This window comes from Algoriphagus sp., assembly GCF_029254265.1.
Taxonomy (GTDB): Bacteria; Bacteroidota; Bacteroidia; order Cytophagales; family Cyclobacteriaceae; genus Algoriphagus.
The window spans coordinates 30,379-51,119 of record NZ_JAQWXX010000082.1 but is presented as its reverse complement, the minus strand read 5'-3'; the positions used below and the strand labels follow the sequence as shown (position 1 = coordinate 51,119).

Annotated in this window: 16 protein-coding genes; 8 read left to right on the top strand and 8 right to left on the bottom strand. The window is 37.7% G+C overall.

Annotation, left to right across the window (positions count from 1 at the left end):
• Positions 1 to 58: 58 nt before the first annotated feature.
• The 5 genes from P8O16_RS12380 to hemW form a co-directional block, all read right to left on the bottom strand.
• A complete protein-coding gene (locus P8O16_RS12380) occupies positions 59 to 472 on the bottom strand; it encodes an ATP-binding protein (protein WP_300315297.1) in 414 nt (137 codons plus the stop codon).
• 1 nt (position 473) lies between these two features.
• Positions 474 to 806: an STAS domain-containing protein gene (locus tag P8O16_RS12375; RefSeq protein ID WP_300315294.1), complete on the bottom strand. Its 333-nt coding sequence runs from the start codon at positions 804 to 806 to the stop codon at positions 474 to 476.
• 23 nt (positions 807 to 829) lie between these two features.
• Positions 830 to 2,890 carry a GAF domain-containing SpoIIE family protein phosphatase gene (locus tag P8O16_RS12370; protein WP_300315292.1) on the bottom strand — a complete coding sequence of 687 codons (2,061 nt, stop codon included), beginning with the start codon at positions 2,888 to 2,890 and terminating at the stop codon, positions 830 to 832.
• Between the two features lie 118 nt (positions 2,891 to 3,008).
• Positions 3,009 to 3,320, bottom strand: coding sequence for a DUF721 domain-containing protein (locus P8O16_RS12365; RefSeq protein ID WP_300315290.1), 312 nt, complete (start codon positions 3,318 to 3,320; stop codon positions 3,009 to 3,011).
• A gap of 14 nt (positions 3,321 to 3,334) precedes the next feature.
• Positions 3,335 to 4,456: a radical SAM family heme chaperone HemW gene (gene hemW, locus P8O16_RS12360; RefSeq protein WP_300315287.1), complete on the bottom strand. Its 1,122-nt coding sequence runs from the start codon at positions 4,454 to 4,456 to the stop codon at positions 3,335 to 3,337.
• An 82-nt stretch (positions 4,457 to 4,538) separates the two neighbouring features.
• Between hemW and P8O16_RS12355 the strand changes: the two genes are divergently transcribed.
• From P8O16_RS12355 to gldN, 8 genes are all read left to right on the top strand, one after another.
• On the top strand, positions 4,539 to 6,203 hold the full coding sequence (locus tag P8O16_RS12355; protein WP_300315284.1) for a BamA/TamA family outer membrane protein: 1,665 nt from the start codon (positions 4,539 to 4,541) through the stop codon (positions 6,201 to 6,203).
• Between the two features lie 3 nt (positions 6,204 to 6,206).
• Positions 6,207 to 7,325, top strand: coding sequence for a DUF4271 domain-containing protein (locus P8O16_RS12350; protein WP_300315281.1), 1,119 nt, complete (start codon positions 6,207 to 6,209; stop codon positions 7,323 to 7,325).
• 28 nt (positions 7,326 to 7,353) lie between these two features.
• Complete coding sequence (locus P8O16_RS12345; RefSeq protein ID WP_300315279.1) at positions 7,354 to 8,127, top strand: uroporphyrinogen-III synthase; 774 nt, start codon at positions 7,354 to 7,356, stop codon at positions 8,125 to 8,127.
• 76 nt (positions 8,128 to 8,203) lie between these two features.
• Entirely contained in the window at positions 8,204 to 9,184 is a 981-nt protein-coding gene (locus tag P8O16_RS12340) for a type IX secretion system membrane protein PorP/SprF (protein ID WP_300315276.1), read from the top strand.
• A gap of 149 nt (positions 9,185 to 9,333) precedes the next feature.
• Complete coding sequence (gldK, locus tag P8O16_RS12335) at positions 9,334 to 10,428, top strand: gliding motility lipoprotein GldK (protein ID WP_300315466.1); 1,095 nt, start codon at positions 9,334 to 9,336, stop codon at positions 10,426 to 10,428.
• A 48-nt stretch (positions 10,429 to 10,476) separates the two neighbouring features.
• On the top strand, positions 10,477 to 11,277 hold the full coding sequence (gene gldL / locus P8O16_RS12330) for a gliding motility protein GldL (RefSeq protein WP_300315273.1): 801 nt from the start codon (positions 10,477 to 10,479) through the stop codon (positions 11,275 to 11,277).
• A gap of 40 nt (positions 11,278 to 11,317) precedes the next feature.
• Entirely contained in the window at positions 11,318 to 12,931 is a 1,614-nt protein-coding gene (gene gldM / locus P8O16_RS12325) for a gliding motility protein GldM (RefSeq protein ID WP_300315269.1), read from the top strand.
• A 31-nt stretch (positions 12,932 to 12,962) separates the two neighbouring features.
• Positions 12,963 to 13,778 (top strand): gliding motility protein GldN, encoded by an 816-nt coding sequence (gene gldN, locus P8O16_RS12320; RefSeq protein ID WP_300315267.1) that lies wholly within the window; start codon positions 12,963 to 12,965, stop codon positions 13,776 to 13,778.
• A gap of 15 nt (positions 13,779 to 13,793) precedes the next feature.
• Here the strand turns inward: gldN and uvrC are convergent, their stop codons facing one another.
• The 3 genes from uvrC to P8O16_RS12305 all read right to left on the bottom strand — a co-directional run bounded on the left by uvrC (position 13,794) and on the right by P8O16_RS12305 (position 20,600).
• Positions 13,794 to 15,599, bottom strand: coding sequence for an excinuclease ABC subunit UvrC (uvrC, locus tag P8O16_RS12315; protein ID WP_300315264.1), 1,806 nt, complete (start codon positions 15,597 to 15,599; stop codon positions 13,794 to 13,796).
• Positions 15,600 to 15,662: 63 nt separating this feature from the next.
• Entirely contained in the window at positions 15,663 to 17,969 is a 2,307-nt protein-coding gene (locus P8O16_RS12310; RefSeq protein ID WP_300315261.1) for a transglycosylase domain-containing protein, read from the bottom strand.
• 3 nt (positions 17,970 to 17,972) lie between these two features.
• The gene (locus tag P8O16_RS12305; RefSeq protein ID WP_300315258.1) at positions 17,973 to 20,600 is read right to left on the bottom strand and encodes a gliding motility protein; all 2,628 of its coding nucleotides are present in this window, start codon (positions 20,598 to 20,600) and stop codon (positions 17,973 to 17,975) included.
• Between the last annotated feature and the right edge of the window lie 141 nt (positions 20,601 to 20,741).

Genomic DNA, 20,741 nt, shown 5'->3' with positions numbered 1-20,741 from the left:
TTACAAATTTATTAGGATTTAAAGTCAAATGCCCCGAATACTAAGCATTTAACAAGAATTAGGAGTGAATCCATTTGATCAGCCTACAGGTGTTGGTTCCTTTGCTTGATTCAAATTCAATTTCATCCATAATCTTTTTAACCAAAATGATGCCTAAACCACCTTTTCGCTTTTCTCCTTTCACTTTAATCAGGTTAGGGACTTCATAATCCAAAAGATTAAAAGCCGTTCCTTGATCTTTTATTTCAAAAATAAGTTTATTGTCAGATTCTTTTATCTCTAGATCAATATGATCTGCTGCGTTACATTGATGCGAATGTATGATTAGATTAGCACATACCTCTTCCACCGCAAGAGTGATTTGTAGCTTCTGACTTTCGGAAAGTATAGGCATTGTCAGGGTGTTTCGAAGAAACTCCCTAAGTTCTGAAAGTGCTGTAGTCTGACAATATATGGTGATCCGATGCTCCATTTTAAGAATTAAAGGCAGCCTCCTTAGTTGGATAAATATTCATCAATTGGTGTAAACCTAATATTTTGAATACCTCGAGAACTCCTTCGGAGAGCCCGAAAATTTTAAAATCCACATTTTTTTCTTCGAAATCTTCCAAATAGGACATAAATACTCCCAGCCCTGCTGACGAAATGTATTCTAACTTTTGACCGTCAACAACAATAGACTTACTACCATCTCCAATTAATTTTTGAATCGCTTCATCAATCATTACCGAATTACTAGCATCCACTTCTCCTTCAAGTGCTAAGATGTGGCATCCATTTTCACGGGTATTTATTATAGTTAGCATTTTAATATTTCTAGTTTTCTTTATTAATTGAACTTAGCTACCACTAGCGAGTAATCGTCATCAATCTTAATATCTCCTCCAACAAAGCTATGAAGAGAGTCTATTATTTTTGATTGGATTTCTATTGGGCTAAGTTCGTGATATACCTCAAGCAAGGTCCTCAATCGTTCGAACCCGAATTGTTGAGATTTTTGATTTTTTGCCTCAACTATTCCGTCTGTAAATAAAACCAAGACGTCTCCGGAATGGTAAGTAAATGTTTTTTGCTCAACGTGTTTCTCGTACTGTATGTTTCTTAAAATTCCTAATCCCAAGCCATCTATTCCTAAATAGTCGGATTTGTTTGATTGGGACTGGTAATAAAGTGAAGGAACGTGACCTGCTCGAGCATGACTTATCGTTTTATTACTAGTATCTATCAAGAAAATTGAAGAAGTGATGAAATGGTTTCTTTCCAGGCATTTGCCCAACGCTGCATTGGCTTTTATGAAAAAATCAGCAGGGCTCAGGTTCAATTGAATCAGACTTTGAAATATTCCTTTCATCTGCGACATGTGAAATGCTGCCGAGGTCCCTTTGCCAGATACATCACCGATGATTAATACAAAGCGATCCTCACTTAACTTATAAGTATCATAATAATCACCCCCCACTTCATCGGCGGCATTGGAATACGCACAAAGGTCAAAATCAGAATTGTGATCCAAGGTAGCCGGAAGTAGCGCTTTTTGAACACGCTGTGCAATTTTTAACTCTTCCTGATACCGCTCGTTCAAAATCGCCTGATTGAGGAGTCTATGATTCTCGACCGAAATACAAGCCTGACTTACGAACGTGCTGACGATATTCATCATCTCTTTGTTGAAGCCATCTTTGACTTCTTTACATAAAACCATCCTTCCAATCGGCACTTTATTGATGATCAATGGTACCAATAATACTGATTCGAATTTTGGGTGATCTAGTCTAATGGCAAGTGGGCTTAAGTTTTCTGGTCGATTTTCAGAGATCCATTCTTTGGCAACTTTTGATCCCTCCATAAGTTCTGACAGTTCTGTTCGAGTTTCCGCATCCAGAAATTGCTCTTTCAAGAACCCGTCAGGATAGTCATTTCTACCCATCTCTATCCATGCTCCATCAGAGTAGGTTGCACTCATGCAAGAGTCCATTAAAATATCCAAAACCTGCTCTTCATTCTCTTCTGGCTTGATGGATTGACTGAGTCTCTGGAAGCTAATCGCTTCTGTAAGTTTTTGTTCAAAAACAGAAGATGTTGGTAAATTGAAGAGAGTTACCAAAAAACTGAAAAGGGCATAGGAGAAAATAAAGCCAAATAAACTAATCAGAAATAGGTTATCTGTTAAATTAACCGGGTAGATAACTTGGTCTGTATAGCCTTGCATCTGCACAAATAGAAATGTACATGAAAGCAAAATGATAGACAGAAAAAGTAAAGACTTCCATTTCTCTTTAAAAGTGAGGTAGGGGATCCATTTAAGATTACCCGAGAGTACAATCCCCAAACCAATCAGAAGCACTAAACCAAATAAAAAGCTATAGTCTAGGGTATTTTGATTAAAGAAAATGAAAAACATCGCAACCAGCATTGCAAACTCATAAGCCTGCCATTGTTTTACTACACGTTTACTTCTTTGATAAAGTATAAGATGCTTCCAAAGCAAGGCAGAAGAAATCAGAAATACCGTGGTAAGAGCAAAATTGATGTGGTAAAAAAGATTTCTCAGAAATGGTTCCTGTGAAAGCCTACTTTCACTGATAAATCCATAGAATAAGAAGATCAAAGCTGAAACCCCTACCGCAAAAATTCCCGTGGAAGCCGCTCTCCAAATTAAATTAATGAATTCATTTTTGGCGTTTTTAGAAATAGAATAGGAATAAAACAAATACACCATTAGGAAAAAGAGTATTTCCAGAATCCAGGTGAATTCGATGGCAATCCCCGATTCCATCTCATTTAGTATTCCAAAAAGCCTCACTAAATCAACAAATAGCAATGCCAGCCAAACCAAAATGGCAAGGAGCATGCTGAGTTTTCCGATGTTGAATTGTGGTAGTTTGATCATTTATCCGCCAAAGTCAATGGGCAAGAATACTAAAATTAGAATATCTGATGGACTAGGCAATTACTCCAGTTTGTTAAAAAGTCTAAAACGAAATCAGCGGGAAAAAATTATAGAGGTCCTAAATACAAACTAGATCTTCTACAACACCTTTACCATACTTTTCCTCTATCAAAAGCATTAAACTGCTTTTATGCATCATCAACTCTTTCTTGACAGGCCCTGAAGTTAGCTTTACGAATAGTTTTTGATCTCTAATGAATACACTACTAGTCCGATCTGCTATGGTTTTTCCCACAAGTTCCGGCCAATCATGAATAAGGGACTTTTCTTTGAATTTGCCTTCAATTCGGTATGCTTTGAGCAAATCGTTAAACGCTGATTCAAGGGGAGCTGCCTCTTTTTTTCTACTGAAATATGGATTGTTATTCATAAGATTAATTCTACCTAGGTAAAAAGTGCTTCTGCAATGCTATCGGCCAAAAGCTTACCACTTTTACTCAAAGATAAGTTTTTATCTTTCCAAACGAGCCAACCTTGATCTTCCATCTGACTTAAAATAGATTTTTTCAATTGCAAAAGATCTAGCTGGTAAGCCTTTGAAATATGATTAAAATCTATTCCCCACATTGTCCGAAGTCCGGTAAGAATGTATTCATTCAGATGATCATTTTTTGATAATTCCTCTATTTGAAAAGTATGATGTCCCTGTTCCAGTGATTTCAGATAGGAGGAATTATTGGCAGGATTGGCTCCCCTGTTTTCACCATCGAATGAATGTGCACTTGGACCCACACCCAGATAAGGCACACCTTTCCAATAATTGGTATTGTGGAGGGCAAACTGATTTGCTTTTCCAAAATTTGAAATCTCATATTGAACATATCCGGCCTTTTCGGTAGCCTCTTGAAGGATCTCAAATTGAGTGGCAACAAAATCCTCTGAGGCGGGAGTAAATTTTTTGTGTTTGGTCCAAGTCCCCAAAGCAGTTTTGGGCTCAACAGTCAGGGCATAGCTTGAAATATGTCCTGGATCTTGGGAGATAGCAGTGAAAAGATCTTTTTTCCACAAATCATGATTTACGTAAGGAAATCCATAAATCAGATCAAGACTAAACTTTTCAAAGCCAGCCTTCCGGGCATTTTCAATCGCATTTTTAGATTCAGAAGCAGAATGCGCTCGGTTGTAAAACTTCAATATTGAATCATCAAAACTTTGAATTCCCAAGCTTAGACGGTCAATCCCAAGGCTTTTCCACGAAAAAAGGTTTTCCCGACTTAAATCATCAGGATTAGCTTCCAAAGTAATTTCACTCAATTCAGTTGGATAGAAAGTATGAATAGCATTTAAAATCCGTTCTATCTGGTCTGCAGCGAGTAAGGAAGGTGTTCCCCCGCCAAAGTAAATGGTTTTTACCGGGACTCCCTTAAGGTAAGTGTTCCGAAGTTTTAATTCTTTGATGATCGCATTGACCATTTGATCTTTTCGATCGAGATTGGTGCTAAAGTGAAAGTCACAATAATGACAAGCTTGCTTGCAAAAAGGAATGTGTATGTAGATGCCTGCCAAGTTGAATTCTGTTATTTTGCGAATATAATCAATCCTTCGCGGCCCATTGAAGTTTCAGTTTACCTTGATAGTCTTGTTTTTTTTGGCGTTCGGATTTTCCGTGGAGGCGCAGGAGACTACTTTTTTGAAATGGGAAACCATCCCAGAAACTGAGTGGAAAGGAAGCAAAATCTTTTTTTCTAAGACTAAGGAAACTGAGTTTTTGGATTCTCTTCAGACTGCTATTCGAAATGAAGGATATTTGGAAGCTTTTTTTGAAGAAGAGCGAAGGTCCGATTCGCTCTTTGTGAAAGTGGTTTTGGGGAAGAAATACGTTTGGAAAGCAATTGGAACAGAAAATGTTCCTGCCGAATTTTCAAGAAGTCTTTATCCAATTGAGAAGAACTATAATTCAGCTTTGGTCTGGATGCAGAAGGTTGTCTCTGAAGCAGAAAATCAGGGTTTCCCTTTTGCAAAAATAAACTTTGGTGAAATCAAAATAGAGGGAGATTCTATCCGTAGTAATTTGGTTTTTGATTCAGGGCCACTTATTCTTTGGGATTCTGTGGAAGTGAGTGGGAGTACTAAAACTCAGGGGAAATACATTCAAAATCTAACAGGAATCATTCCGGGATCCCCTTTTTCCCAAAAGCAACTAAATCAAGCAAGTCGGCAACTTAGGAGGTCACCTTATTTCTCCCTTACTCGCGAACCTGGACTTTCTTTCCAAATCAAAAAAGCGCTTCCCACATTTGACCTAAGAGATCGAAATACGAATGTTTTAGATGGAATTGTAGGATTACTTCCAAATGAAAACGAGCCTGGAAAAATGCTGATTACAGGCCAATTGGATTTGGAGTTGTATCATCTTGGAGGAAAAGGAAGAGATGTAGAAATCCACTGGCAGCGACTTAATCTGCAAAGTCAGAGTTTGGATATTTCAGCAAAAGAATCTTTCCTTTTTAATTCCCCTATCGATGTACAAATTGGGTTCAGCCTACTAAAGCAGGATACTACGTTCTTAAATAGGTTTTTAAGTCTGGATTTTGGATATAGGATTTCTTCAAATAGTTATCTCAATTTCTTTACCAAAAGACAGGCGGGGGATTTAATAAGTACATATGCATATCGGGAGGTCACAGATCTGCCTGATGTGGCCGATTTTCGATGGAATCAATATGGAATTAGTGTACATTTTAATTCCTTAGAAGATCCATTTTTTCCGAGGAGAGGAAGTTTATTCAACGTTGAGCTAGCCGCCGGAAATAAAAAGATTCTCCAAAACACTGGTATTCCAGACGAGGTCTATTCGGGGATCGATCTCAATACACCACAGTATCAGATTCAGGGTAGCTACGAAAAACATTTTTTTATTAGGCCAACATGGGGAATGTGGTTTAAAGGCAGTGGAGGATTAATTCAAAATGACAACCTACTTTTAAATGACCTATTTAGACTTGGTGGCCTAAAAACAATCCGTGGGTTTAACGAAAACTTTTTTTATGCCAGATCCTTTGGATACCTAAGCATGGAACAGCGATTATTTTTCGGAGAAAATTCATTTCTGATGGTATTTGCAGATGCAGGGATTCTTGAAAACCCGTACTTTGCAACGGCAATTGACCGACCAGTATCTTTTGGTGCTGGATTGAATCTGGAGACGGGATCAGGATTGTTTCGATTTATCTACGGAGTGGGTAAGTCGAATTTACAACCGCTTCAATTTTCTTATTCGCGAATACACTTTGGTTATTTGGCTAGATTTTAATTCATGAAGCAACGTATCTTTTTTCTTTTCTTAATTCTGGGATTTTCTTTTTTTTCAAAAGGAGAAGCTCAGGTATTAGAGAATTATAGTGATCAATGGGAAGCCTCGGGTCGAGAGACCTGGTTTGATTCAAATGATCGCTTATTACTTCGGTTGGATCTAAACTCTTTCCCAAACTCATATTTTTCATTTCAGTTTCCTGAAGAGTCTGTGGCTTTTTTGGGTGAAAAGCTTTGGTTTTTCACTAAAGAAGATACGGCATTCATTGCAAGTCTGGAGAGTATAAAGGCAATTTCTGACTCCTCCAAGACTACGTTAACCTTGTTCAAATCCGGAATTAGTTTGGAGGATGTTAGTGCTAAGAAATTAATCCAACCTATAAGCGTACAATCGGGAATACAAGTAGCAGAAGCCGAGCTTCAAAAGCGAGATGGAGGGACAAGACAACAAATCAGAGATTTTTTCATTTTTGCACTTTTACTGATTTTGTTATTTGTCACGCTTTATAAAATGGCCTATCCGTTCATATTTTCAATGATGACGAGGCCGATTTCTTTATTGAATGCGGAAGATTTTTCCGATTCGGGGAGTCTCCAAAAATTCTTTTCGTTTGATATCTTGGTTTTCGTACTGATAGTCAATCTAATGTCTTCCTTAGGGTTGATCCTTGGAGCAGTTTTATTTAAAATGGATTGGTTAGAATCAAGAGTTGATATTACTTTTCAAAATCTGCTGATTGGATGGTTAATAGGGGCATTAATTTTATTAATACTTACCATAATTAAATTTACTGCTATTCGGATTATAGCATATTTATTTGAATTAAATAAAATAGAATTTCCACACTTTTTTTACTTGTTACGCTTAGTAATGATAGCCATAACAGGCCTTATTTTGATCTCAGCCTATTTTTTGATGAATGATTTCGATTTCGCAAAAAGTGCTGTAGGAATATCTTTCTCTACTTTTTTTTGGTTTTATATTATAGGCGTTTTGGTTTTGTTCTTCATTATGATGAATAGGCTCAGCTTTAAGAAATATCATTTATTTACTTACCTTTGCATCGCTGAATTAGTACCCTTTTTAATAATTGCAAAGTGGGTGATGATTCTCGGAGGATAATTTTGATATTCAAAACAATACAACAAGTATGAGCGCAGCTACAAAAGACAGGTTTAAACCGGTAAAAAGTATCCTTGTATCTCAACCTGCTCCAAGTGATGTGAATTCGCCTTATAAGCAATTGGCTGAAAAATATAATCTCAAGATTGATTTTAGGCAGTTTATCAAAATAGAGCCTGTGCCTTCTAAGGAATTCAGAAAGCAAAAAATAGATATTCTTAAGCACACTGCCATCATATTTACTAGTAGAAATGCGATAGATCATTTTTTTGCTATTTGCAAAGATTTTAAAATCGAGATGCCTGCTGATATGAAATACTTCTGTATTTCTGATCAGACTGCACATTATTTACAGAAGTATATTGTCATTAGAAAGCGAAAGCTATTTGTAGGGCAAAGGACCGCAGAAGATTTATTTGATTATTTCAAGAAGCACAAATCCGAAAAATATCTTTTTCCTTGTTCGGATATACGCAAAGACGATATTCCTAACTATCTCGAAAAAGCAGGAATAGCCTTTACCGAAGCAATCATTTACCATACCATAGCGGCGGATTTATCTGACTTAGCTGATGTTAAATATGATATTCTTGCTTTCTTCAGCCCGTCTGGGATAAAATCTTTAAAGATAAATTTCCCGGATTTTTCACAAGGGAATACTAGGATAGCTGCATTTGGTCCTACTACAGCCCAAGCAGTCAGGGACTTAGACCTAATTCTCGATATTGAAGCACCACTACCAAATGCGCCAAGTATGACTGGAGCTTTGGAGCTTTATATCAAAAAAGCCAATAATTTGTAATTCTTAGAATCAAAATCAATGGTTTTTCAGTTTAAATCCTTACAATAGTTTTGAAATTGACTTAAACCAGATAAAAATGCTTGAAAGAGGCCTGAGGAAGTGCTTTTTAAATTGTTTCTTCCTGATTATTTTCTTTTTTGGATTTACATCTTTAAGGGCCCAGCAAGATGCTCAGTTTACACAGTACATGTACAATGGCATGTATTATAATCCGGCTTTTGCGGGTAAGGATGGTGGATATAGGTTCTCCGCTCTGCATAGATCCCAATGGTTGAATTATTCAACCAGTTCTGGACAAGGAGGAGCGCCTATCACCCAGCTTATCACAGCTCAGGGTAGCTTGGATGGCAAAAATATTGGCTATGGGCTCACTATAGTGAATGATCAGATTGGACCAACTGGTAATTTGGAGATTAACCTCCAAGGTGCCTATCACAAAAAATTGAAAAGAGCTACATTAAGTTTTGGCGCATATGCTGGATTTTTTTCCAGCGCAATTGACTATGGGGAGTTGATTGTGGTCAATCCTGAACCAAATCTTCCAAATTCCGGAAAAGAAAGCCAAATAAATTTAAATTTTGGAGCGGGGCTCTTATTTGACCGGGGCGATTATTACCTTGGTTTGAGTAGTAGGCACCTCAATGAACCAGCGTTTGATTTTGGAGATGGAGCGTATGCTAATCAACTTAGAAATCATTCCTATTTGCTTTTTGGATATAGATTCAGGCCAGTTGGTCAATTGAGAATAGAGCCGAGTTTTTTGTTAAAATCTGTCTCGTTTAATAATTTTTCCTATGAGGTTAGCGTTATTGCGACGCATCAAAACAGAATAAGTGGTGGTATTGGTTTTAGAGGAGAAGAGTCTATATCACTTATAATGGGATATAGTCTATTGAGAGACAATTCTTTAAAATTAGGATATTCATTTGACTTGGTTTTTGGAGGATTGGAAGCCAAAGCTCCAACCAGCCACGAATTGTTGTTACGTTATTCTTTGTCGGATGTCACCAAAGATGTTCAGCGAGTGATTCAGCGGACGCCTAGATTTAGGTTTTGACATTCGTGAAATTTAACGCTTTATAAGAAGCATAAACATTACTTTAAATTTGGCAGGTTATTTGCATTATTGTGCCAAATTCAGCTAAATTTCGCATCTTAAGCACTTTAAGAGTTGAGGAAAATCTAATGAACGAAAAAACGTCATTTATGTATAAAAAAATGAATTTGCGCTTAATGCCAATCACTTTAGGGTTGGTGGTAGCGACACTTTTACCTGGTTGTAGTCTATTTAATAAAAAAGGATCGGCTAGTGAAAAGATGAACAGGAGAGGAGAAGTAACTGGAGTTCCGAAACGCGATAGCTGGCAACAAAACCTTCCTTACGACATGGTTCCTGTAAAAGCTGGGACTTTTTGGATGGGTCAATCTGATGAAGATATTGCATTTACTCAATCGTCTCTTAACAAACAGTTTACGGTTTCGGAATTTTTTATGGACAAGTACGAAGTTTCCAATAATAAATACAGACAATTTTTGGAATCTGTGAAAAATGGTGATTTAGATACAGGTACACCAACTACTCTAAAAGATCCTCCACAATTGAACTATGAAGAATTGAGACCTGACACGACCGTTTGGTCTACAAGTTTTACATACCATTATGGAGATCCTTTGATGGAGTTTTACTTTGATCATCCTGCTTTTGATGACTACCCTGTAGTAGGGGTGACGTATGATCAGGCTAATAAGTATGCTCAATGGAGAACTTATTATCAAAATTCAAGAGACGAATATGATTTTGATGCTCCTAGTTTCAGGCTTCCTTCCGAAGCTGAATGGGAATATGCTGCAAAAGGAGGAAAAGATGTGGCAAAATATCCTTGGGGAGGTCCTTACTTGAAAAATAAAAGAGGTTGTCTGATGGCAAACTTCAAACCAGGTAGAGGAAATTACATTGATGATGGATTTGCTTATACTGCTCCAGTAGACGTTTTTGCGCCAAATGGTTTTGGTCTATATAATATGTCTGGAAATGTAGCAGAATGGGTACTTGATGCCTATGCTACAACTTCGAGAACTGTTACATGGGATTTAGATCCAGTATTTGATGATCCTAATGAGCCAAGAAAAGTAGTGAGAGGCGGTAGCTGGAAAGATATTGCTCATTATTTAGAGACCAGTACAAGAACATACGAATACGAAGATGTTGCTCAGGCTCACATTGGATTCAGAACTGCAATGACATTTATTGGTAGGTCAGGGTCCATGGATGTTAAAAGCTCGCAAAGAAAAAGAAGATAAAAAAACAAACCCACTAAAAAACACTTAAACCTTAATTTTATTCAAAAAATGGCTAGTAACAGCAACTCTTTCTCAGCTAAATTTTATTCCAGTATTATGCCAAAAGTTTATGGTATTGGTGCTGCTGTCGTGATCCTTGGTGCTATGTTTAAAATCTTGGATTGGCAGGGCGCTAACTGGATGATCGGAATAGGACTTTCTACGGAGGCATTTATTTTCTTCCTATCGGCATTTGAGCCAAAAGCTGAAGAAGTAGATTGGTCAAAAGTATATCCAGAACTTGCAGGAGATGCTCCGGGAGTAAAGAGAACGGCGAAGGCATCAACTGGTGATAACACCACTCAAAAGTTAGATGAAATGCTAGCAAATGCTAAAGTTGGTCCAGAACTTATCGAAAGCTTAGGAAAAGGAATGCAAAACCTTGCGACTTCTGCTGCAAAGATGGGTAATCTCGCTGATGCAGCAGTAGCAACCAACGAATATGCTACAAATGTAAAATCTGCTGCAAAGACTTTAGTAGATATGAATGCTTCTTACAGCAAGACTGCTGCGGCCCTTACTGAAATGTCTTCTGCATCTCAGGACGCAAAAGCTTATCATATGCAAGTTCAGACAGTCACTAAGAATCTATCAGCCTTGAATTCTGTATATGAAATGGAACTTCAGGATGCAAACAGCCATGTGAAGACATTGAATAAATTCTATTCTAATATGACCGCTGCTATGGAAGGTCTTAGCGAGGCTGGTAAAGAAACAGAAGCTTTCAAAAACGAGCTTTCAAAATTGAATCAAAACGTGAGTTCATTGAATAAAATCTATGGTGGAATGCTTTCCGCTATGAAAGGTTAATTTCTCTTCAATTCATTTAAAAATCCATTAAAACTTAAAAATGGCAGGAGCTAAAGAGACACCTAGACAGCGGATGATTGGTATGATGTACCTGGTTTTGACGGCCTTATTGGCTCTCCAGGTCAGCAACCAAATTCTCCAGAAATTTATATTGATCAATGATGGGATGGAAAGAACTTCCAAAAATTTCATTGGTAAAAACGTTTCGACTGTTGAGTCTATCGCCTATACGGTAGAGCAGCAAGGAAATAAAGAAGTGGATGTACCAAAAGTGGCAGCTGCGAAAGAGGTAAGAGAGGCTACTAAAGAAGTCTACGATTACCTTGAAAATTTGAAGCAAGATTTGATTGTTCAATCTAATGCTAAGAATGATGAAGGAAACTTTGTCAATGCGAACTTGAAGAATACGGAAATAACTGGAAATCTCTTCGCTAATAATGGTCGTGGAGAGGAAATGAAGGAAAAGCTGAATGCTTATCCAAATCAAATTTCCGCTATTTTGACTAAGATAGGTTTCCCGGATATGCAATTCCAGCCCATAGCGAAAGATGCAAAAGACATCGAGCTTTTCGCAAACGATATGGAAGTAAAGAATAAGGATTTTGTTGCCTTGACATTTGTTAAATCCCCAGTTGGAGCGGTGATCGCCTTGCTTTCACAATTTCAAAATGAAGTTTTGAATATAGAGAGTGAATCATTGAAGGCTATACAGAATTCAATTGGATCTTTCTTCTTCAAGGCTGATGTTACAGAGGCAAGAATTGCAGCATTGTCAAATGTTGTGGCCGCTGGTACAAAATTTGAAGCAGATATGTTTATTGCTTCAAGTTCTACTTCGGCTGCACCTACCATGACAATTGATGGTAGATCTGTCCCTGTAGATGCAAAAGGATTTGGTAAAATAGAATTTTCTGTAACTCCAGCTGGTGAATACGACGATAGAGGCCTAGCTAAGAGAATTTTGAAAGGTGAAATTATTACTAATGTAGGTGGTGAAGACAAGGTCCTTCCAGTTGAATACGAATACTTTGTCGCACAGCCAGTAATCAAAGTTTCTTCTGAGGTGGTTCAGCAACTTTACGCAGATTGTGCAAACGAATTATTAATCGAGGTGCCTGCTCTTGGGAATAGTTATTCTCCTGAATTTGCAGTTTCCAATGGTCAATCTATAAAGGGTAATAAACCTGGTCAATTGACTGTAATACCTGGAGCTTCAGGTAAAGTAAACATCGGAGTAAGCAGTGGAGGAAATAAAATTGGTGCAGTTGATTATGATATCAAGCCAGTTCCTGCTCCTTCATTAGTTCCTGTAACTTCAAATGGAAGTGAGTTGGATCTAAGTCTTGCTCATCCAATCGGAACCTTGACGGGTATTAAGTTGCTTGCTAAGCCTGAGCCTACATTCGGTAGAACGATGGCTAAAGATGCTAATTTTGAGGTTACTGGTGGGGAAATGAGATTATTGAGAAATGAAGTTCCTAGACAAACAGCTCAGATTTCTTCAGGCAATTCTTTGGCGATGCGATCGTTATTAGAAAGTGCAAAAGCAGGAGATGTTATCGTTTTCGAAATTAGACAAGTAACTCGTACAAATTTTAGAGGTAATAAAATTCCTACTGAATTGAGACAAGTTGTTCCAGTCCGAATCAAGTAATCAGATTGGTTAGAGAAAAAATTATATAAATATGAAAAAGCTTCTTCCAAAATTAATCCTGTCCTTATTTCTTGTAGCAGGGCTAGCTCCTTTAAGGGGTGAAGCACAAATCGCAACAAGTGTAAATCCATCTGGATTTGGCGATAGACAATTTGAAATGGACACGGTCTTCTCTGCTAAGAGAATAAGGGAAGATGATAAGATGTATCAAATTGGTGTTTGGCGTCGAATTGACCTTAGAGAAAAGTATAATCTTCCTCTTTATGGTTCTGGAGACACTAAGTCAAATGGAATCATAAATCAGATCTACAAATCTGTGGTAGATGAAAATGCTCTTGAAGTTTTTGCAGATCCTGAATTTACTACTCCACTATCAATAGCGGAGTTTCAAGAGAATTTCTGGTTAAACGCTACGGGTGATAGTATTTTCGTGAAGCAACTTTATTACTTGGATTTCAAAGAAGACTTTGTGTTTGATAAGCATCACTCTGAGACAGTATTCGATATTAAATACATTGAGTTGGTGATGCCATCTGCTACAAATTCTGATGCGGGTCAAAAAACAATTGCATATATCCGATATAAAGATTTCTACAACTACTTCAAAAATCATCCTGAAGCACGTTGGATTAATTTCAATAATCTTTCCAAAAGTCTCACTTATGATGAAGCTTTTGAAACAAGATTATTTAGATCGGTTGTTAGGAGATTCACCAACCCTGATGATGCGCTGATTGCAGATTTGATTTCATCTCAAAATCCAAATCAGGATATGCAAGCCTATTTAGATGCACTTGCTTTCGAGTATAAATTATTAGAATTTGAAAATTCCCTTTGGGAATGGTAAAATAAAAGGGGCTTTTTAAGCCCCTTTATTTTTTTCTTTCCATTCAAATAGACCCCTTGCTTTACTAGGGCCAATAATACTTGCAATTTCTTCTTCAGTTGCTTGACTGATCTTCTTTACTGACTTGAAATGACTTAAGAGCTTATCAGCTGTATTTTCTCCAATACCAGGTATAGCTGTCAATTGAGTTCCAAAAGCATTTTTGCTTCTCACGTTTCGATGAAATGTAATTGCAAATCTGTGAGCTTCATCTCGAATTCGCTGTAATAGTCTTAGACTCTCTGATTTTTTATCGATATGAATGGGGTAGGAATCTCCCGGGAAGTATATTTCTTCCAGTCTTTTTGCTATACCAATAATCGGCATTTGACCGTAAACTCCTAATTCTTGTAAAGCTTCTACGGCTGATGAAAGTTGCCCTTTTCCGCCATCGATCACGACTAACTTTGGCATTGGTTTACCTTCTTCCAAAAGTCTTTTATAGCGTCTCCCAACGATCTCCTTCATGCTTGCAAAGTCATTGGGCCCTTCTACCGTTTTGATATGGTAATGCCGATATTCTTTTACGGCAGGCTTTCCATTTAAAAAACAGACCATGCTGGCTACGGGGTTAGTCCCCTGTATATTTGAATTGTCAAAGCATTCAATGTGATCAGGAACTTCTTGAAGGCTTAAATCCTCCTTCAATTGCTTAATGACTCTGTCTTTTTTGTCTTGGTTCAAGCCGATAAGCAATGCTTTTTCCTTTTTGTAGAATAAGGCGTTCTTATGGGATAATTCAATAAGTTTTTTCTTATCTCCGATTTTTGGAGTGTTTACATTTAGACCCTCAATTGGTTCTGTTAATTCAATATTAAGCAGGACTTCATCGGCATCACTGTTGAATTGATCTTGAAGCCGAATAAGTGCTGTTATTAGCAACTCTTCTTCTGTTTCATCCAGTCTTTTTTTCAATTCAACATTTTTGGAAGTGATCAAAGTCCCATTTTTTACGCGCATGTAATTTACATATGCTGTATTTTCATCGCTGACAATTGTACAAACATCCAGATTTTTGATAGAGGGACTTGCTACCAGTGATTTGGATTGATACTTTTCGAGGAGTTCTAGTTTTTCCTTGAGCTTGTGTGCCTTTTCAAACTCAAGATTTTCAGCATGGAACTGCATCTCTTGTTTGAAAAATGTTTTAGCCTGTCCTAGATTACCTCTTAAGATATGCTTCGCCTGTTCTAAATCTTTCAAATATTCCTGCTCTTTTTGAAGGCCCACACATGGTCCCTGGCAATTTCCGATATGATACTCAAGGCATACTTTGTATTTGTCTTCTGCAATCTTATAGGGCGAGAGATCAAGTTTGCAGGTTCTGATAGTAAATAGTTCTCTGATTAAGTCCAACACATTATTCATGGCCTTTACACTTGCAAAAGGGCCGTAGTAGGTTCCACGTTTTGGAATCAATTTCCTTGTCTGAAATATCCGCGGAAAATTTTCTTTGGTTACCAAAAGGTAGGGGTATGTTTTGTCATCTCGAAGTAAGATATTGTACTTCGGTTGTGATTTTTTAATTAAGTTATTTTCTAAAAGTAGGGCATCAAGCTCACTATTGACGATAGTGATTTCAATCTTTCTGATCTCTTTCACCATTCTCCGAGTTTTAAGATTTACCCCGGAATTTTTGTTGAAATAGCTACTAACTCGCTTTTTAAGGCTTTTCGCTTTTCCTACATAGATAAGATCATCTTCTTCATTGAAATACTTATAAACTCCCGGTTGATCTGGAAGATTCAAATGCTCACTTGGAAGATAGGAAGATGATTGCATGGTCTAAAATTAAAAAAAACAGCCTTGGATTAAGGCTGTTTTAAAAAGAGTATTTTTTGTGTTTTAGAAATCGTTTTTCTTGGCGTCATAATCAAAGTCCGCAAAGCGCTGACTTTCTTTTTCATAAACGTCACAGTCAATCTCGATACTTAGTGGTCGCTCCGGCCTTGGAAAAGGGCCTTTAGTGTACCCCAAGCTTTTGTCAGCATATACTTTCTCCATATACTTTACCCAAATAGGTCTTGCTGTTCTTCCGCCTTGCCCTGAAGTCCAGCTCCTAAAGTGAATTGCACGGTCATCCCCACCAACCCAAGTTCCACTTACCAAATCCTTGCTTATACCCATATACCATCCGTCTGAAGCGTTCTGAGTAGTTCCTGTTTTACCACCTAACTCATTTCCTTCTCTTAAAGCATATGGCACACCTTGGCTAGTACCTTGTTCCTCTTCAAAGCCACCTCGTAGCATGTAGGTCATTAAATAGGCGTGCTCCTCACTCATCGCTGGACGTTTTTTAGCTGTGAATTGCTGAATCACATTTCCATTCTTATCCTCAATCCGGTCAATATAGAATGGGGTAGTATGTTCTCCTTTATTTACAAAAGTTCCAAAAGCTCCCACCATTTCGAAAATTGACACATCATTAACTCCTAGAGCCAATGAAGGTACCTCTTCTAAGTCACTGGTCACACCCAATCTTCGAGCAGTCTCAACCACGATTTTTGGGCTTAGTTTTTTCATCATATAAGCAGTCACCGAGTTGACCGATTGAGCCATTGCTTTACGGATGGTCATTTTTTCATAGGTAAACTTCCCATTTGCATTGGCAGGACTCCAAGCAGGTTGACCCGGTATATATACTTCTACAGGCTGGTCAATTACTGAATAACAAGGACTGTAACCATTTTCGATAGCAGCGGCATATACGAAAGGTTTGAATGTTGATCCTGGTTGTCTTTTACCTCGCTTCACATGATCAAACTTGAAATACTTATGATCCAATCCACCTACCCATGCTTTAATTTTACCAGTATGAGGATCCATACTCATAAATCCAGTCTGAAGGAATTTCTTGTAATACCTCATGGAATCCATGGTACTCATCAGCGTGTCAATTTCTCCTTTTTCCCATGAGAAGACAGACATTCGCTTTTTTTCATTCAATTTCAAATTGATAGAATCAGTGTCATTGCCAAATCTGATTTTCAAAAGTCGATAAGCCTCAGTTCTTTTAACAGCATCTTCGATGAAATTCGGGATGATACGATTATCCCCATCCACCCAAGGATCGCGATTTCCCATTTCTTTATAAAATGCATTCTGCAGTGATCTCATGTGCTCATCAACTGCTTCCTCTGCATAGCGTTGCATTCGGCTATCTACTGTGGTGTAAATTTTCAGCCCATCACCGTAAAGATCGTAGGCTGAACCGTCTGACTTTAGGTTTTCTTTTGTCCATTGTAGCAAGTCAGATTTAACAATTTCTCTAAAGTAAGTTGCCAGACCTTTGTTTTGATTGGCTACGCTATAGTCTAATTCAATAGGCAAAGCTGAAAGGGAATCGAACTCTTCCTCAGTCAAATGATCATTTTTCACCATTTGGTACAACACGGTGTTTCTTCGCCTAAGTGAATTATCAGGATTATAAACCGGGCTGTAATAAGTTGGAGCTTTGAAAAGTCCCACCAAGACAGCGGCTTCTTGCACGGCCAAGTCAGAGGGTTTTTTGTTGAAAAAAGTCTCAGAGGCAGTTTTGATTCCATAAGCATTCGATCCAAACTCCGAGGTGTTCAGATAAAGTGTAAGGATTTCATTTTTGGTGTACGCTTTCTCAAGTTGAGTTGCGACGATCCATTCTTTGGTTTTGATGATTAACATACGAAGTCCAGGAATGGAACTTAGAACTCCTTGATTTTCATCAGTTCTAGTTTTGAATAAATTTTTGGCTGTTTGTTGACTTAGAGTTGATCCTCCACCAGCATCTTGACCTAGAATAATTGACTTCACAAAAACACGTATCATGGCAGTCATATCAATCCCAGAATGTTCATTAAAACGAACATCTTCAGTTGAAATAAGTGCATTTACCAAGTTTGGAGAGAGATCTTCGTATTTAATAGGGCTTCTGTTTTCTCGATAATAAGTTCCTAATAGAACTCCATCCGCTGAATATAATCCAGAAGCAATTTCTGAATCTGGATTCTCTAATGCTTTGAAGTCCGGAAGGGTGCCGAATAATCCAAGAAAATTGACACTGATCATCCAGACAAATAGGATGAATCCAAAAAAACCAGCTACAAATGCGATCCAAATGTATTTTACTACTTTGGATACCCACGTTGTGCCTTTTGGTTTAATAGCTTTACTCATAGTTTACTTATAAACGGACTTAAAAAAAGCCCTGTATTCTTCCAGATTTTTACTTTTGTTTAGCACTTGGAAATTCTCTATCGAAATAAAGAAGGAATTTCCTTTTACCTCAGCTGACATTCCCTCAGATTCAAAATCTTTTTGGAAGATGTTGAAATAATCTAAGGCTTTTTCTGCGTTTGAGAATGGGCTGATAATGTAAATCGCATTTTCCCGATTCATATTCATATTTCCCGTTCTTAATCTTGAATTAGAGAAATTCTTTGCATGAAAATTCTCCAAATCACCAAGTAAATTTTTTGCCTCCTCCGCTTCACTCGGACTCATCGCAACCACAAAGATATGCGTTTGAGAGTTGTTGATTTTAAAAGGTGAAACTGCTAAATCAATCGGATCCTCCAATTCTTTTACTTCTTCACCTGCAAGTGCTGTAGAATCACTTATTTCCAGTTTTTTGGGATTCAATGCAGCCAGCTCCTCATCGGATAGTAAAGGGTTAAGCATATTCTTTGCCAATTCTTTCAATGCCTCATCCTGAGAGTTGAGAATATAGGCTTCCAATCGCTCCCGATAGAATGCTCGACTTTCTGTTTTACCCGTAACCATGATGTCAAGTAAGATCAGTCGTTCGGTATTTCGAGTTAATGGATATTCTTCGAGTGTAGATTGAATAAGTTCCTTGGTAGTCTGATATTGACCCGAATAATAGGCTTCATAGGCTTTCTGATACCTTTGGGAGGATTCTAAGTAAGCCATGTTGCCTGAAGCAGCCTGCGGATTATTCACAGAGAAAGTATATTGAGAACTTGGGAATTCACGGTTCAAGCGCGTCACATATTGTTGTGAATTTCCTCCAAGATCTTTTTGACTTAGGTATAATAAATAATACGCTTCAGGTTTACGACTTGATCCTGGATATAACCTTACTAAGGTTTCAAGATTGTTAACACTTTGTTGAACTTCATCAAGATTGAAATAAAGTAATTTTCCCAATTCGAAATAGGATTCTTCAAGCTGCAGATTCAACTCATTCAATTGATCCGGACTGTTAGGGATTTCTGAAAGCAGAGATTCTAGATCTGGAAGATTGCTTAAAGGATTGTTTTCACTATCCAAGGCCGTTGAATCATTTTCTGATGGTTCAGGAATTGTAGGGGTGGAGCTTTGAAAACTAACTGCGCTCCGTCTCCAATTATCTTGTAGTGGTCGGGTACCCCATGTTTTTCTAAACTCTATCGCACCTTGTTGCATTGCTACTCCATTATCAAAGTAGAAGGTAGATGATCCTGAGCCCCTATCACTAAAAGCAAGAAGGTTGTCAAAGAGACTTGTGTTTTTTGGTTTTTCGGCAGCTTTAGCTTCGGCCATGAGTCGTTCTTCTTCTGATTTGATAAAGTTTTCTGCGACTAAACGTTGGTCTTCAGGAGACATTTTGGCTAGCGTAATCAAGCTGTCATTCTTTTCGATTCGTTCGAAATGAAATACATAATTGTCTAAAGATATTTTTTGTTCCTGAATTTGAAGTGCAACAGGATCAGTTGTATTGATGAATGTCAATGCAGAATCCAAATAATATTTAGTAGACCGGTAGTCTTTAAACTGCTCCAAATTGATTTCAGCGAGTTTTTGATAGATATATCCTTTCAGTCTTGGATTGCTTCCTGGTTCTTTGGCCGCTTGGTGAAGTAAGTATAGGGTCAATTCAGTGTCACCTTGTTTCTCCTCAAATAAGGCACGCTCATAAATCACAACGTCTTTTAGATCTCTATTTTTAGGGTCCTTATATAGATCCTCGTAATAATTTCGGACCTTTTTTAAGTCTTTGGAAGCATTGAGCTCGGCTACTTGCTGCGCATAGAGCTGCGCAAAGAAGCTCCTTTCATAGGGAGGGTTGCCGTCTAGTGCTTTTTTGTAATAATCATAGGCAAGAGCATCAAGTCCAATGCGCTGATAGCGCTGAGCTAAGATGAAATTGATTCGAGACTCTTCTTTTTTATCCACGGCATATTCTAGCGCCTTATCCAATGCCCCAATAATTCCGTTTTTGTCCTGACGTGATTCGTAATAATAGGCTAAGGTTCGATAAAGCTCATATCGGTTTTCATCAGATATTTCAGATTCTTTGGAGAGGTAATCAATAGTGAAGTTTGCTTTTTCTATCTCACCCAAATCGACGTAAAGTTTCAATAATGTGATAAGCGTCTTATGTCGAACATCATCATCCTTAGAGTTTACATTGACGTATTTAAACGTATTCTGCGCGTCATCAAAGTGTGATTGGTAGTAATCAATCTTCCCTAATAGGTAATAACTATCATCTACCCATTTACTTATTTTATGCCATTCGATAGCTTTTGATGCCAACTCCCGAGAAGATTGGAGCTTTTCCTGATTAGCTTGAATTGACGCCGAGTCAATTGGAATAAAGACGGGTAGCACCTGAGTGTAGTCTTCTTTATAATTTAATACGATCTCTGCCTCTACTTCTTTAAGCTTTACATCTGCAAGATAATACGCGTTGTAGTGGGCAGTTAGATTATGAAAAGTTCTATTAGTAAACGTATTACGTTCGGAAGAGCATGCTGCCGCAAAAAATAATACTCCAAACGCTACTACCGAAAACTTCTTCATGAATGACTATTCCCAAATTGAGTACCAAAATAGGTTTTTTGACTTACTTAGCGAACGAAAATTGGGTTAGTTTATTTCCTCGGTTAGAAATGGAGTATTTTTGATTGAGCAGTTTTATCTAACAGAGCATACAATGAAATT